Annotated in this window: 17 protein-coding genes and 1 rRNA gene; 17 read left to right on the forward strand and 1 reads right to left on the reverse strand. The window is 40.7% G+C overall.

What is annotated here, in order from left to right:
• From rrf to rsmI, 14 genes are all read left to right on the forward strand, one after another.
• Positions 1-91: ribosomal RNA gene (gene rrf, locus CW370_RS20390) — 5S ribosomal RNA — on the forward strand; the annotation flags it as partial.
• Between the two features lie 178 nt (positions 92-269).
• Positions 270-464: an anti-sigma-G factor gene (gene csfB / locus CW370_RS20395; RefSeq protein ID WP_003243294.1), complete on the forward strand. Its 195-nt coding sequence runs from the start codon at positions 270-272 to the stop codon at positions 462-464.
• Positions 465-583: 119 nt separating this feature from the next.
• Complete coding sequence (locus CW370_RS20400) at positions 584-1,198, forward strand: 5-bromo-4-chloroindolyl phosphate hydrolysis family protein (RefSeq protein WP_017696386.1); 615 nt, start codon at positions 584-586, stop codon at positions 1,196-1,198.
• Positions 1,199-1,216: 18 nt separating this feature from the next.
• Positions 1,217-2,377, forward strand: a complete 1,161-nt coding sequence (locus CW370_RS20405) for a toxic anion resistance protein (RefSeq protein ID WP_024571366.1) — start codon at positions 1,217-1,219, stop codon at positions 2,375-2,377.
• Positions 2,378-2,458: 81 nt separating this feature from the next.
• Positions 2,459-3,901, forward strand: coding sequence for an aminotransferase class I/II-fold pyridoxal phosphate-dependent enzyme (locus CW370_RS20410; protein WP_024571365.1), 1,443 nt, complete (start codon positions 2,459-2,461; stop codon positions 3,899-3,901).
• Positions 3,898-4,536, forward strand: coding sequence for a dTMP kinase (tmk, locus tag CW370_RS20415; protein WP_003243137.1), 639 nt, complete (start codon positions 3,898-3,900; stop codon positions 4,534-4,536). The genes CW370_RS20410 and tmk overlap by 4 nt, the downstream gene beginning before the upstream one ends.
• A 73-nt stretch (positions 4,537-4,609) precedes the next feature.
• Positions 4,610-4,939 carry a cyclic di-AMP receptor DarA gene (darA, locus tag CW370_RS20420; RefSeq protein WP_003242755.1) on the forward strand — a complete coding sequence of 110 codons (330 nt, stop codon included), beginning with the start codon at positions 4,610-4,612 and terminating at the stop codon, positions 4,937-4,939.
• A 12-nt stretch (positions 4,940-4,951) separates the two neighbouring features.
• Positions 4,952-5,392 (forward strand): YaaR family protein, encoded by a 441-nt coding sequence (locus CW370_RS20425; RefSeq protein WP_009966249.1) that lies wholly within the window; start codon positions 4,952-4,954, stop codon positions 5,390-5,392.
• Positions 5,393-5,403: 11 nt separating this feature from the next.
• Positions 5,404-6,393: a DNA polymerase III subunit delta' gene (gene holB, locus CW370_RS20430; RefSeq protein ID WP_003226770.1), complete on the forward strand. Its 990-nt coding sequence runs from the start codon at positions 5,404-5,406 to the stop codon at positions 6,391-6,393.
• Between the two features lie 2 nt (positions 6,394-6,395).
• Complete coding sequence (ricT, locus tag CW370_RS20435; RefSeq protein ID WP_003226767.1) at positions 6,396-7,223, forward strand: competence/sporulation regulator complex protein RicT; 828 nt, start codon at positions 6,396-6,398, stop codon at positions 7,221-7,223.
• 14 nt (positions 7,224-7,237) lie between these two features.
• Positions 7,238-7,597, forward strand: a complete 360-nt coding sequence (gene yabA, locus CW370_RS20440; RefSeq protein ID WP_003218308.1) for a replication initiation-control protein YabA — start codon at positions 7,238-7,240, stop codon at positions 7,595-7,597.
• A gap of 58 nt (positions 7,598-7,655) precedes the next feature.
• Positions 7,656-8,399 (forward strand): tRNA1(Val) (adenine(37)-N6)-methyltransferase, encoded by a 744-nt coding sequence (locus CW370_RS20445; RefSeq protein ID WP_003244526.1) that lies wholly within the window; start codon positions 7,656-7,658, stop codon positions 8,397-8,399.
• Positions 8,386-8,685, forward strand: coding sequence for a GIY-YIG nuclease family protein (locus tag CW370_RS20450; RefSeq protein WP_003242983.1), 300 nt, complete (start codon positions 8,386-8,388; stop codon positions 8,683-8,685). The genes CW370_RS20445 and CW370_RS20450 overlap by 14 nt, the downstream gene beginning before the upstream one ends.
• Complete coding sequence (gene rsmI / locus CW370_RS20455) at positions 8,660-9,538, forward strand: 16S rRNA (cytidine(1402)-2'-O)-methyltransferase (protein WP_003243457.1); 879 nt, start codon at positions 8,660-8,662, stop codon at positions 9,536-9,538. The genes CW370_RS20450 and rsmI overlap by 26 nt, the downstream gene beginning before the upstream one ends.
• 48 nt (positions 9,539-9,586) lie before the next feature.
• Here the strand turns inward: rsmI and abrB are convergent, their stop codons facing one another.
• The gene (gene abrB / locus CW370_RS20460; protein ID WP_003226760.1) at positions 9,587-9,877 is read right to left on the reverse strand and encodes a transition state genes transcriptional regulator AbrB; all 291 of its coding nucleotides are present in this window, start codon (positions 9,875-9,877) and stop codon (positions 9,587-9,589) included.
• Between the two features lie 494 nt (positions 9,878-10,371).
• Between abrB and metG the strand changes: the two genes are divergently transcribed.
• From metG to CW370_RS20475, 3 genes are all read left to right on the forward strand, one after another.
• Entirely contained in the window at positions 10,372-12,366 is a 1,995-nt protein-coding gene (metG, locus tag CW370_RS20465) for a methionine--tRNA ligase (RefSeq protein WP_015382561.1), read from the forward strand.
• A gap of 79 nt (positions 12,367-12,445) precedes the next feature.
• On the forward strand, positions 12,446-13,213 hold the full coding sequence (locus CW370_RS20470) for a TatD family hydrolase (protein ID WP_014478595.1): 768 nt from the start codon (positions 12,446-12,448) through the stop codon (positions 13,211-13,213).
• 155 nt (positions 13,214-13,368) lie between these two features.
• Entirely contained in the window at positions 13,369-14,682 is a 1,314-nt protein-coding gene (locus tag CW370_RS20475; RefSeq protein WP_015715099.1) for a ubiquitin-like domain-containing protein, read from the forward strand.
• Positions 14,683-14,789 lie beyond the last annotated feature (107 nt).

Below are 14,789 nucleotides of genomic sequence, written 5' to 3' on the forward strand. Positions count from 1 at the left end.
CACCCGTTCCCATACCGAACACGGAAGTTAAGCTCTTCAGCGCCGATGGTAGTCGGGGGTTTCCCCCTGTGAGAGTAGGACGCCGCCAAGCAAGCTTAAACCCAGCTCATTGAGCTGGGTTTTTTGTTTACTCAAGATCGAGAAAATCAAACAAATACAAACACCGAGGGCTTATATAGCCCATATACTGATTTAAAGTTTCAAAAAGATCTAAATAGTGTATACAATATCCGTTTTAAGGGGAGGCTAATTGTACGGAGGTGGAGAAGATGGACGAAACAGTTAAACTTAATCATACATGTGTGATTTGTGATCAAGAGAAGAATAGAGGCATTCATCTTTATACGAAATTCATATGCTTAGATTGTGAGAGAAAAGTAATTTCTACATCAACTTCTGATCCTGACTATGCCTTTTACGTAAAAAAATTAAAGAGCATTCATACACCGCCATTATATTCATAGACCTGAAAAGGTCTTTTTTTGTACTCTTAATAATAAAAAGAAGATGAAACTTGTTTAAGGATTGAACGTAGTAGATAATAATATTAAAACTGAGTATAGACACAGGAGTCGATTATCTCATGCAGAGATTTTTTCACTTTTTGATGTGGAGTTTAACTAGCAGTGCGACTTTTGTTTTCATAGGAATATTGAGCTTTTTCGGTTTAAACCAGTCGCTTTTTTTATCTTTTGTTTATGGGCTTGCTTCTGGAGCAGCCGTATATATAGCTGGCATCTGGAATGCAAGACGGTTATTTCTTAAAAAGCATGAATTGACAGGAAGAGAGTATGCTTACATTAAGAAAAACTTAGAGGAAGCAAGGCAGAAAATGATCCGTCTTAGGAAAGCCTTGTTTCAGGCTAAAAGCATTCAAATGTTTAAGCAAAATGCAGAAATGCTAAGGATTGTGAGAAGGATTTATCTCCTCACCAAAAAAGAGCCAAAACGGTTTTATCAGGCAGAACGATTTTTTTATCAAACTCTCGATTCGGTTGTTGAATTGACAGAGAAGTATGCTTTTCTATCATCTCACCCAAAAAAAAGCAAAGAACTGTCGATGTCGTTAAGTGAGACACGCATCACTCTTACTGAATTGACCAAGCGTTTAGAGGAAGATTTAACTCAAGTAATGGGTGATGAAATTGACGAGTTGCAGTTTGAATTAGACGCAGCAAAACATTCATTAAAGAAATAAGGGAAGAGGGTAAGAGCGATGAACCGAGACCAAAGCGACCTTCATATAGATGAATTATTGGCAGATCCTTTTGGTGGTAACATAGAGATACCAGGTTCGGAGGCTGTAAAAGCAGAGAAAGAGCAAGTACGGCTTGTTGATGTTCTTCCTGAGGAAAACAAGGAAAAAGCAATTCAGCTTGCCGGACAGATTGATCATAAAAATATGCAAAGCATTGTCTTATACGGTTCACAAGCTCAATCTAAACTGCTGAACTTTTCTCATGATATGATTAATCATGTTCAAAAGAAGGATGTCGGGGAGATTGGCGAAATACTTGGAGAGCTGATGAAAAAGCTGGAGCAAGTAAATCCTGATGATCTCCAATCTAAGAAAAAGGGTTTTTTGGCACGCATGTTTGGAAGAGTATCAAGTTCTCTTCAAGAGGTGCTGTCTAAATACCAAAAGACCAGTGTGCAGATAGACAGAATCAGCTTGAAGCTGGAGCACTCTAAAAATGCTTTAATCAGTGACAACAAGCTGTTAGAGCAGTTATATGAAAAAAATAAAGAATATTTTGCCGCGCTGAATGTTTATATCGCTGCAGGAGAACTGAAGCTGGAGGAATTAAAAACAAAAACAATTCCTAAACTGAAGCAACAGGCTGAATCGAGTGATCATAACCAAATGGCAGTTCAAGAGGTGAATGATTTAATTCAATTTGCTGACCGGTTAGATAAAAGGGTGCATGATTTGCTGCTGAGCAGGCAAATTACAATCCAAAGTGCACCGCAAATCAGACTGATTCAAAATACAAACCAAGCGTTAGCTGAAAAGATTCAGTCATCCATTGTGACAGCGATTCCTCTATGGAAAAATCAAGTTGCCATTGCACTGACGCTTTTAAGGCAGCGCAATGCAGTGGATGCACAACAGAAAGTATCTGATACAACCAATGAACTTTTGTTGAAAAATGCGGAGCTTTTAAAAACCAATACAATTGAAACTGCACGGGCAAATGAACGGGGCCTGGTTGATATAGATACCTTGAAGAAGGTGCAGGAAAGCTTAATAAGCACGCTTGAAGAAACACTGACTATACAAGAAGAAGGACGAATCAAACGCCGTCAGGCAGAAGAAGAGCTTATGATGATGGAAGGCGACCTGAAGCAAAAGCTGCTTACAATAAAGGAAAGATAGTTACCAGTAAGTCTGGCTTTAAGTTCTCTCAGAGGCACGATATAATAAGGTGTAAGAAGACACATTCAAAGGATTGTTTTCATGAACACACCTTTATATAAAGCATTAATTCAACATGCGAGAAGAAATTCTCATTCATTTCATGTTCCGGGACATCACAATGGAGATGTCTTTTTTGATGACGCTAAGTCAATATTCGATCCGCTTCTCACCATTGATGTAACTGAACTGGCAGGACTGGATGATCTCCATCATCCTTCCGGGGTGATTAAGGAAGCTCAGGAGCTTGCCAGTCAATTATATGGATCGGCGGAAAGTTTTTTTCTGGTAAATGGTACGACTGTCGGAAACTTAGCGATGATTTTATCTGTTTGTGAACCTGGTGATACAATTCTGGTTCAAAGAAACTGTCATAAATCTGTATTTCATGCTGTTGATTTGGCCGGTGCTGAGCCGGTTTATCTTGCACCTGACGTTGATTCAGCGATGCATGTGCCTACGCATGTTCCGCTTGGAACAATTAAAGAGGCCCTGGAAGCATATCCAGATGCGAAAGGCTTGGTACTGACCAATCCGACATATTACGGACATAGTGCTGATTTGACTGAGATCATTACTGAAGCCCATCATTACGGGATTCCTGTTTTGGTCGATGAAGCGCATGGCGCACATTTTATTTTAGGTGAGCCTTTTCCGGTCTCAGCTTTAAAAATGGGGGCAGATATTGTTGTTCAGTCGGCCCACAAAACGTTGCCTGCCATGACGATGGGTTCTTATTTGCATCTCAACAGCAGCTGCAGGATTAACAGGGATCGGGTGGCAGAGTATTTAAACCGATTACAAAGCAGCAGCCCGTCTTATCCGATTATGGCTTCGTTAGATATTGCCCGCGCTTATGTACAGCATATTATAGAAGAACAAAAGCTTTCTGACATTCTGCAGCGGATACAAACACTTAAACAAACGTTTGATTCACTTACAAATGCTGAAGCTGTTAACCCTGCTAATCCACTGATCATCACGGACCCGCTGAAGCTCACAATTCGTTCAAAACGCGGGCATTCTGGCTATACGCTGCAAAGCATATTAGAGCGTGCCAACATATTCACTGAGCTTGCTGATGAAAATCAAGTTCTGCTCGTTCTCCCATTGGGAGGAAAACGGAGAATAAACGCTGAAACCATTAGAAGCATCGATGAAGAGATTGAGAAAACGCCTCCGGATCAGACGTTTGTTTCTGCAGAATGGGGTGTGCAGCCTGTTACTGTCTTGCCTTATCCAAAAAAGGTCTTACATTCGTTTAAGAAAGAATATGTGGACTTTGAGGAAGCAGCTGGCCGGCTGAATGCAGAAGATATCATCCCTTATCCTCCGGGTATCCCGATGATTATGGCGGGAGAAAGAATAACAAAAGAAAGTGTGCAAAAGCTCAGCCGCTTGATCAGCATGAAAACGCATGTTCAAGGGAATATGAAAATCAAAGAGAAACAACTACTTGTTTATATAGAAGAGGAGAAATCATGAGCGGTTTATTTATTACATTCGAAGGTCCTGAAGGTGCAGGGAAAACGACTGTTCTGCAGGAGATCAAAAACATACTGACAGCAGAAGGCCTTCAGGTTATGGCAACTCGAGAGCCAGGCGGAATAGATATTGCAGAACAAATTCGAGAGGTTATTCTGAATGAGAACAATATATTAATGGACCCAAAAACAGAAGCTCTCTTATATGCGGCTGCAAGACGCCAGCATTTAGTTGAAAAAGTAAAACCTGCTTTAGAACAGGGGTTTATCGTTCTTTGCGACAGATTCATAGACAGTTCTCTTGCGTATCAAGGATATGCAAGAGGGCTTGGAATTGATGAGGTTCTGTCCATTAATGAATTTGCCATTGGAGATATGATGCCCCATGTAACGGTTTATTTTTCAATTGATCCGGAAGAAGGACTGAAGCGTATTTACGCAAACGGCTCACGGGAGAAAAACAGGCTCGATTTAGAAAAACTGGACTTTCATACAAAAGTACAAGAAGGTTATCAAGAGCTGATGAAGCGATTTCCGGAAAGATTTCATTCAGTTGATGCCGGGCAATCCAAAGACCTCGTCGTTCAGGATGTTCTAAAGGTGATCGATGAAGCGTTGAAAAAAATTCAATTGTGACCTGTTTCCCAATAGTTGATATAATAATGTAAACGAGATCACGTTGTTTCCAATCTAAAGGAGGCCTTCACAGATGAAATTGATAGTGGCAGTTGTACAAGATCAGGACAGCAACAGACTTTTGAAAACCTTAACGGATCACAACTTCAGAGTCACAAAGCTTGCAACGACAGGAGGATTTCTTAAATCAGGCAATACAACGTTTATGATCGGTGTCGAGGATATACGCGTCAATAAAGCGTTGAGTCTCATTAAAGAAAACGGGCAGAAACGTGATCAGATGATTGCCCCTGTATCTCCAATGGGCGGAAATGCTGATTCCTATGTCCCTTATCCAGTCGAAGTTGAAGTTGGCGGAGCGACAGTATTTGTCCTTCCAGTCGATGAATTTCATCAATTTTAAGGATCTGAAACTGTGAAAATTAATAAAGATATACGTACATTTATAGATAATAAGCAGATTCCCTCTGTGAAAACATCAGAGATCACAGCATCGTTTAAAACATCAATGGAAAACCAAAGCAGCAAAATGAAGCTTGATCAGCTTACCAGGCTGTTATCTGATATAGAAGCATTTGGAAAAAGGCTAACGAAATCTCGGAATTTTAAAGACTTAGCGAGATTTAAAGGACTTGTGAAACGTTTTGTCAAAGAAGCTGTGGACAGCGGTCTTTCACATGAAACATCGAAAAGCTTTGACCTTTACGGGAACAGCAGAACGCTGGGACTTGTGAAAGAAATAGATGACAAATTGATACAGCTTACGGAAGAGATGATGGATCAGGAAAAACCGGCAATTGATTTGCTGGAGCGTATTGGCGAAATAAAAGGTTTATTAATTAACCTTTACACATAGAGAGTGATACAATGGCAATATCCTGGAAGGAAATGAACGAGCTTCAGCCCAGAGTGATGAAGCTTTTATATAATAGTATTGAGAAGGACAGACTATCACACGCTTATTTGTTTGAGGGGAAAAAAGGAACAGGCAAGCTTGATGCCGCGCTGCTTCTTGCAAAAAGCTTCTTTTGTCTGGAGGATGGCGCGGAGCCTTGTGAGAGCTGCCGAAACTGTAAACGGATAGAGTCAGGGAACCATCCTGATCTCCATCTTGTTCAGCCTGATGGCTTATCAATCAAAAAGGCGCAAATTCAAGCGCTCCAAGAAGAGTTTTCTAAGACAGGACTTGAATCGCATAAAAAGCTGTATATTATTTCGCACGCAGATCAAATGACAGCAAATGCGGCGAACAGCCTGCTGAAATTTTTAGAAGAACCGAACAAAGACACAATGGCCGTCCTCATCACTGAGCAGCCCCAAAGGTTATTGGATACCATCATTTCAAGATGCCAAACCCTTCCTTTTCAGCCTTTGCAGCCGAAAGCAATTGAAGACAGACTGATCGAACAGGACGTCTCGCCTCATATGGCAAGGCTTCTGGCCAACATGACTAATAATGTAGCAGAAGCAGTCGAATTAAGTCGAAATGATGAGTTTGCAGAGTCTAGAGCGAAAGTGATAAAATTGTATGAAGTCCTACACCAGCGGAAAGGACATGCTTTTTTCTTTATTCAAGATCAATGGATGCCCTTTTTCAAAGAAAAAACCCATCAAGAAATGGGTCTTGATATGCTCTTATTGATATATCGTGATGTGTTGTCCATCCAAATAGGAAATGAAGATAAATTGATTTATCAAGACTTATTCCAATCAATAAAACAGCATGCGCTACAATCAACACAACAAAGCGTTACGAATCAGATACTTGCTGTTTTAGAAGCAAAGAAACGGCTTCATTCCAATGTGAATGTACAAGGATTAATGGAGCACTTGGTGTTAATGTTGCAGGAGGGATAAGCTTGTACAATGTAATTGGTGTCCGCTTTAAGAAAGCGGGTAAAATATATTATTTTGATCCGAATGGATTTCATATAGAACATGACAGCTGCGTAATTGTAGAAACTGTCAGAGGCGTTGAGTACGGCCAGGTCGTAATTGCAAATAAACAGGTGGATGAGCATGATGTGGTGCTTCCCCTTCGAAAAGTGATACGTGTGGCTGACGAGCGCGATCTTCTCATTGTAGAAGAAAATAAACAGGAAGCACTATCAGCATTTGATATCTGCCAAAAGAAAGTGATTGAGCATGGCTTGGATATGAAGCTGGTCGATGTTGAATTCACGTTTGATCGCAATAAAGTCATTTTTTACTTCACTGCTGACGGCCGAGTCGACTTTAGAGAGCTTGTAAAGGATTTGGCTTCTATCTTTAAGACAAGAATTGAGCTGCGCCAAATCGGAGTAAGGGATGAGGCAAAAATGCTCGGAGGAATCGGTCCTTGCGGAAGAATGCTTTGCTGTTCAACGTTCCTTGGAGATTTTGAACCCGTTTCCATTAAAATGGCCAAGGATCAGAACTTGTCTTTAAATCCTACGAAGATTTCAGGTCTTTGCGGACGATTGATGTGCTGTCTAAAATATGAGAACGATGAGTATGAGACGGCAAAAGAACAGCTTCCGGATATAGGAGAAATGATTACGACAGCAAACGGTCCCGCGAAGGTCGTCGGACTAAATATTCTGGAACGGGTGCTTCAGGTGGAACTGATAAACCGTGAAAAAGTGATAGAATATACTTGGGAAGAGCTCTTGGAAGAGGGCGTCGTATCCGCACAAACCACAGATTAACGAGGTGTGGAACCTTGGATAAAAAAGAGTTATTTGATACAGTCATTAACTTAGAAGAACAAATTGGCTCACTGTACCGGCAGCTGGGAGATTTGAAGCAGCATATCGGTGAGATGATTGAGGAAAATCATCATTTACAGCTTGAAAACAAGCATTTGCGCAAACGGCTGGACGATACGACGCAGCAGATTGAAAAGTTCAAAGCTGATAAAAAAGAATCAAAAACACAGAAGACAGAGCAAACTGATATAGGGGAAGGATATGATAATCTGGCACGTCTGTATCAAGAAGGATTTCATATATGCAATGTCCACTATGGAAGTGTTCGAAAAGAGGATTGTCTTTTCTGTCTGTCATTCTTAAATAAAAAATAGGGAAAAGGCTTCCGCATAAGACGGGAGCCTTTTTCAAAGGTACTGAAAGGATAAGAAGATGGTTTCATTACATGATGATGAAAGATTAGATTATTTGCTGGCAGAGGACATGAAAATCATACAAAGCCCAACAGTGTTTGCTTTTTCGTTGGACGCTGTGCTTCTGTCCAAATTTGCGTACGTTCCGATTCAAAAAGGGAAAATTGTTGATTTATGCACCGGCAATGGTATTGTGCCGCTGCTGCTCAGTACAAGATCAAAAGCAGACATTCTGGGAGTCGAAATTCAAGAAAGGCTGCATGATATGGCTGTTCGCAGCGTGGAGTATAATAAGTTGGACGATCAGATCCAGATCATACATGATGACCTGAAAAACATGCCGGAGAAACTTGGACATAATCGATATGATGTTGTCACCTGCAATCCGCCGTATTTTAAAACGCCGAAACAAACTGAACAAAACATGAACGAGCATCTCCGAATCGCAAGACATGAAATCCACTGCACGCTGGAGGATGTCATTTCAGTCAGCAGCAAACTGCTCAAGCAAGGGGGAAAAGCAGCTCTTGTTCACCGGCCGGGAAGGCTTCTGGAGATTTTTGAACTGATGAAGGCTTATCAAATCGAGCCGAAACGTGTACAATTTGTCTATCCGAAGCAAGGGAAAGAAGCCAATACCATTCTGGTTGAAGGTATCAAAGGCGGGCGCCCAGATTTGAAAATTCTTCCTCCCTTATTCGTTTATGATGAACAAAATGAATATACAAAAGAAATCAGGACCATTTTATATGGAGACAAATAACCATTTCTTCTACGTCGTGAAATGTAAGGACAATAGCTGGTATGCCGGATATACCAACGATCTGCATAAACGAGTGAAAACGCACAATGATGGAAAGGGCGCAAAGTACACAAAAGTAAGACGTCCGGTTGAATTAATTTTTGCCGAGAGCTTTTCAACAAAGCGGGAAGCTATGCAGGCGGAATATTATTTCAAAAAACTAACTCGGAAGAAAAAAGAGCTTTATATAGAAGAAAAGCGGAACAGCAAGGAGGCTGTATATGTTAAGGCGCCAAATGAGCTTTAATGGAAAGTCGGACATGGGGATTCTTTACTTGGTCCCAACCCCAATCGGAAATCTAGAGGATATGACATTCCGGGCGATCGACACGCTGAAATCAGTGGATGCGATTGCTGCGGAAGATACGAGGCAAACGAAAAAGCTTTGTCATGTATATGAAATTGAAACACCGCTCGTCAGCTATCACGAACACAATAAAGAAAGCAGTGGGCACAAAATTATTGAATGGCTGAAGTCGGGAAAAAACATTGCTCTTGTCAGTGATGCCGGTCTGCCGACGATTTCTGATCCCGGAGCGGAAATTGTAAAGGATTTTACGGATATAGGCGGTTATGTTGTTCCGTTGCCGGGAGCAAATGCCGCATTAACAGCTCTTATTGCTTCAGGTATTGTACCGCAGCCTTTTTTCTTTTACGGTTTTCTCAACAGACAGAAAAAAGAAAAGAAGAAGGAGCTTGAAGCCCTTAAAAAACGGCAGGAAACAATCATTTTTTATGAAGCGCCTCACAGATTGAAGGAAACCTTGTCAGCGATGGCAGAGATATTAGGAGATCGGGAAATTGCTGTAACGCGTGAACTCACTAAGAAATATGAAGAGTTTATCCGAGGAACCATATCTGAGGTCATTGGATGGGCAAACGAGGATCAGATACGCGGCGAGTTTTGTCTTGTCGTAGAAGGAAGTAATAATGAAGAGGTAGATGAGGAAGAACAATGGTGGGAAACCCTCACTGCGAAAGAACATGTCGAGCATTACATTTCGAAAGGCGCTACGTCTAAAGAAGCTATTAAAAAAGCAGCAGTCGATCGCAATGTACCAAAGCGTGAAGTGTACGATGCTTACCATATTAAGCAATAAAAAAACGTTCTTGTGTCATAACAAGAACGTTTTTTGTACAAGAAATGATTATTTAAGGTTTTGAAGCTGGTTTTGGATTTCGCTGATGATTTGCTCAGCGCCTTCTTTACTAAGAACCAATTTACCGCCTGCAAGTTTAAGGTTATCATCAGAAACTTCACCAGTTACTTGGCAAGTCATGTTTGGTTTATATTTTTTAAGGATGATTTTTTCATCATCAACATAGATTTCAAGAGCATCTTTTTCTGCGATTCCAAGAGTACGACGCAGTTCGATAGGAATAACTACACGTCCTAATTCATCAACTTTACGTACAATACCAGTAGATTTCATAAACATTCTCCTCCCAAGAGATACTTATTTGTTTAAATTATATTTTTCTTCGTCATTATTCGACAAAATCCTTACCTTCATAGCATAACAAGGTTTCCAATAATCGTCAATCATTTTGTTTACTATTGATTGTAAGAATTAGTTCTTATAGTCAGTAATGTCTTGGAAACTACCGAAATAACAGCATTTTATAAATATTTAATAAAGCTATTATCCTACTAAAAATCCTTTTAAATCAAGACTTTCGAACTAAAGTTTTTTATTTCATTTGATTATATACGACAAAATTCGACACGAACAGACTTTTTTTATTTTCATTAAAGATTTTTAATTTTAATTATTCTTTTTCAGGGTGTATGTATATATTCTTGATCTTAAAGGCTAAGATGGTATCATAGATAAAGGATAAATATAAATAATATTCATATATGATTTGCACTTATCGCCGCTCTCGTCCTTTGGGCGGGAGCTTTTTGACATTCTGATTAGGAGGTTTCAAGATGCCGCAAGAAAACAATACATTTTACATTACAACACCGATTTATTATCCGAGCGGAAAATTACATATCGGCCATGCATATACGACAGTCGCAGGAGATGCAATGGCACGTTACAAAAGATTAAAAGGGTTCGATGTTCGCTATTTAACGGGAACGGACGAGCATGGACAAAAGATCCAGCAAAAAGCTGAACAGGAAAACATTACACCTCAGGAGTATGTGGATCGCGCAGCGGCAGATATTCAAAAACTGTGGAAGCAGCTTGAAATCTCAAACGACGACTTTATCCGCACGACAGAAAAACGGCATAAAGTTGTCATTGAAAAGGTGTTTCAAAAGCTTCTTGATAACGGGGACATCTATCTTGATGAGTATGAAGGCTGGTACAGCATCCCTGATGAAACGTTCTACACGGAAACTCAGCTCGTTGATATTGAGCGGAATGAAAAGGGAGAGGTCATCGGCGGAAAAAGCCCTGACAGCGGTCACCCAGTTGAATTGATCAAAGAGGAATCTTATTTCTTCCGCATGGGAAAATACGCGGATCGCCTTCTGAAATACTATGAAGAAAACCCGACATTCATTCAGCCAGAATCACGCAAAAACGAAATGATTAATAACTTTATCAAACCTGGACTTGAGGATTTAGCAGTATCACGTACCACTTTTGATTGGGGCGTGAAGGTGCCGGAAAATCCAAAGCATGTTGTATATGTTTGGATTGACGCACTATTTAACTATTTAACGGCACTCGGTTATGATACAGAAAATGATGAGCTTTATCAAAAATATTGGCCTGCCGATGTTCATTTAGTCGGTAAGGAGATTGTACGGTTCCATACTATTTACTGGCCAATTATGCTGATGGCGCTGGATCTTCCGCTGCCGAAGCAAGTATTCGCGCATGGCTGGCTTTTGATGAAAGACGGAAAAATGTCGAAATCAAAAGGAAACGTTGTAGATCCGGTTACATTAATTGAGCGCTATGGTTTAGACGAGCTTCGCTATTACCTGCTTCGCGAAGTGCCGTTCGGATCTGACGGTGTATTCACGCCGGAAGGATTTGTTGAGCGGATTAACTATGATTTAGCGAATGATTTAGGAAATCTATTGAATCGTACTGTTGCGATGATTAATAAGTATTTTGACGGACAAATCGGTTCTTACAAAGGTGCTGTTACGGAATTTGACCAAACGCTCACTTCGGTTGCTGAAGAAACAGTGAAAGCTTATGAGAAAGCAATGGAAAATATGGAGTTCTCGGTAGCACTTTCGACTTTATGGCAGCTCATCAGCCGCACAAACAAATACATTGATGAGACAGCTCCATGGGTGCTTGCGAAAGATCCGGCAAAAGAAGAAGAATTGCGATCAGTTATGTATCATCTCGCTGAATCATTGCGTATTTCAGCGGTACTGCTTCAGCCATTCTTAACAAAAACACCGGAAAAAATGTTCGAGCAGCTGGGCATTACCGATGAATCTCTAAAAGCTTGGGACAGCATTACAACTTTCGGCCAGCTGAAAGATACAAAAGTACAAAAAGGCGAGCCATTGTTCCCTCGTTTAGAGGCAGAAGAAGAAATTGCTTACATCAAAGGGAAAATGCAAGGTTCGGCACCAGCGAAAGAAGAAACAAAAGAAGAAGAGCCGCAAGAGGTCGATCGTTTACCTGAAATTACGATTGATCAATTTATGGATGTAGAGCTTCGCGTAGCTGAGGTCATTGAGGCAGAACCAGTGAAAAAAGCAGACCGTTTATTGAAGCTGCAGCTTGATCTTGGTTTTGAAAAGCGCCAAGTGGTATCCGGCATTGCGAAGCATTATACGCCTGAAGAGCTTGTTGGAAAAAAACTCGTTTGTGTAACAAATCTAAAACCGGTTAAACTCAGAGGAGAGCTTTCTCAAGGTATGATCCTTGCAGGAGAAGCAGACGGCGTTTTAAAGGTCGTATCTATCGATCAGTCGTTACCAAAAGGCACAAGAATTAAATAATGATAAACAAAAGGTGTTTCACGTGTAACAATTCGTCGAACACCTTTTGTGTTTCGACAAGAAAGGAGTTTTTTCACTTATGTTGTTTGACACTCACGCGCATTTAAATGCAGAACAATATGATACTGATCTGGATGAGGTTATTGAACGGGCAAAAGCTGAAAAAGTTGAACGAATTGTCGTAGTTGGTTTTGACCGTCCGACGATTACCCGTGCGATGGAAATGATTGAGGAATATGATTTTATTTATGCAGCCATTGGCTGGCACCCTGTTGACGCTATTGACATGACAGAGGAAGACTTAGCGTGGATTAAAGAGCTTTCTGCTCATGAGAAAGTGGTAGCGATAGGGGAAATGGGACTGGATTATCATTGGGATAAATCACCTAAAGATATTCAAAAAGAGGTGTTTAGAAAACAAATCGCCTTAGCGAAAGAGGTCAATTTGCCTATTATCATTCATAACCGTGATGCAACGGAGGATGTCGTGACCATTTTGAAAGAGGAAGGCGCAGAAGCTGTGGGCGGAATCATGCACTGCTTTACAGGAAGTGCGGAAGTGGCAAGAGAATGCATGAAAATGAATTTTTATTTATCATTTGGAGGACCGGTGACATTTAAAAATGCGAAGAAACCGAAGGAAGTAGTGAAGGAAATTCCCAATGACCGGTTGCTGATTGAAACTGACTGCCCGTTTCTCACACCGCACCCTTTCCGCGGGAAAAGAAATGAGCCAAGCTATGTGAAATATGTGGCAGAACAAATCGCCGAATTAAAAGAAATGACCTTTGAAGAGATTGCGTCAATCACGACTGAAAATGCGAAAAGACTTTTCCGTATAAACTGACAAAAAATGCTAGCGGGTTTTGTAAGAGCTTGTCCCTTACAGCGTTTTTCTATAAAAGTTCTACATGCTTTCTTCTCCTCATAGGATAGGTTTGTCGACAAGTCTTTCTTCCGTTTCTCAGTGTATTTCAGGATAATGAAGAAGACACTGAGCTTTTGGGAGAAAGAGAAGGGAGGGTTGACAGCCTTTTAGATACTCTATATAATCTCTCCGAGGAGAAGGAGGCGTTTTTCATCACACAAAAAATGAAAAAGCTGTTTTCCGTAAAGCTTAGCAAAAGCAAAGTCATTCTGGTTGCTGCTTGTTTGCTTTTGGCAGGAAGCGGGACTGCGTACGCGGCTCATGAGCTGACGAAACAATCAGTCTCAGTTTCTATCAATGGCAAAAAGAAACATATACGCACACATGCAAATACAGTCGGTGATCTTTTGGAGACGCTTGATATAAAGACAAGAGACGAAGACAAGATCACACCTGCTAAACAGACAAAGATAACAGCAGACATGGACGTTGTGTATGAGGCTGCAAAACCTGTGAAGCTTACAATAAACGGGGAAGAAAAGACATTATGGTCAACAGCAAAAACGGTCGGTGCATTACTGGACGAACAAGATGTTGATGTGAAAGAACAAGATCAAATTGATCCTGCAATAGATACAGATATTTCGAAAGACATGAAGATTAACATAGAGCCCGCATTTCAGGTTACTGTGAATGATGCAGGGAAACAAAAGAAGATCTGGACGACTTCGACTACGGTCGCTGACTTTTTAAAACAGCAAAAGATGAACATAAAAGACGAAGATAAAATCAAGCCTGCGTTAGATGCAAAGCTGACGAAAGGAAAGGCTGATATTACAATTACTCGTATCGAAAAGGTCACCGATGTAGTTGAAGAGAAGATTGCGTTCGATGTGAAAAAGCAAGAAGACGCTTCTCTTGAAAAAGGGAAAGAAAAGGTCGTCCAAAAAGGAAAAGAAGGCAAGCTAAAAAAACATTTCGAAGTCGTTAAAGAAAACGGTAAAGAAGTGTCCAGAGAGCTTGTAAAAGAAGAAACAGCTGAACAAAGCAAAGATAAAGTGATTGCTGTCGGCACAAAGCAAAGCAGTCCAAAAGTTGAAACGGTCAGTGCTTCAGGTGATTCAAAAACAGTTGTGTCCCGCAGCAATGAATCAACAGGCAAAGTCATGACTGTATCATCTACGGCTTATACGGCAAGCTGCAGCGGTTGTTCAGGACATACAGCGACAGGCGTCAATTTAAAAAATAATCCGAATGCCAAAGTCATCGCTGTGGATCCAAATGTCATTCCGCTAGGCTCCAAAGTCCACGTGGAAGGCTATGGATATGCCATTGCTGCAGATACCGGTTCAGCGATTAAAGGGAACAAGATAGACGTCTTTTTCCCAGAGAAATCATCGGCGTACCGATGGGGAAATAAAACAGTCAAAATTAAAATCTTAAATTAATATGTACTTATGTATTCAGAGGGTTTTGCGCCCTCTGTTTTTTTCGTTATAATAGACAAAGTGCATTTTCTGCTTATTAGACGCTCGACATAAGAAAAAGTTTCATG

This window comes from Bacillus sp. SN32 (assembly GCF_002837495.1).
GTDB classification, from domain to species: Bacteria; Bacillota; Bacilli; order Bacillales; family Bacillaceae; genus Bacillus; species Bacillus subtilis.